Genomic DNA, 492 nt, shown 5'->3' on the forward strand with positions numbered 1-492 from the left:
CTCGTCACCCTCGCCCGCCAGCTCGGTCTCGCCCCGGTGCTCGACACCGAGGCGCCGCGCAGCCCGGCCCGCCACACCGCCCACGCCGCCCGGGCCTAACGGCCCGGAGTCCTATTCGACCCGTGCATCGAGCGGGCGTCTCCGAACCAAGGTTCCGACACGCCGGCTGACGCTTTACCGGAACGACGCTCTAGATCGAGCGCGGCTCCAGCTTCTCGTCCAGCGCCGAGAGGGGACGCTTGGGCTTGCGGCCGACATCCTCGCCCTGCACCGAGGGCTCGAACGGCTCGGGGCCTTTGCGCAGCAGCTTGGCGAGATAGTAGCTGCCGAAGCCGAAGATGATCGCGTAGGCGACGATGAAGGCGATCAGCGAGGTCGTCACCGCCTGGGCCGTCAGCGGCGAATGGGCGTCCGCCGTCTTGAGCTGGCCGTAGACGATGTAGGGCTGACGCCCGATCTCGGCGGTGAACCAGCCGAAGATCACCGCACCGA

Annotated in this window: 1 protein-coding gene; it reads right to left on the reverse strand. The window is 69.1% G+C overall.

Annotation, left to right across the window (positions count from 1 at the left end; genetic code table 11):
* Positions 1–190: 190 nt before the first annotated feature.
* Positions 191–492 (reverse strand): cytochrome ubiquinol oxidase subunit I (locus C1631_RS25440; RefSeq protein WP_165828375.1); only part of this gene is annotated, 302 nt, incomplete at its 5' end.

Source organism: Chryseobacterium phosphatilyticum, assembly GCF_002899825.2.
GTDB classification, from domain to species: Bacteria; Bacteroidota; Bacteroidia; order Flavobacteriales; family Weeksellaceae; genus Chryseobacterium; species Chryseobacterium phosphatilyticum.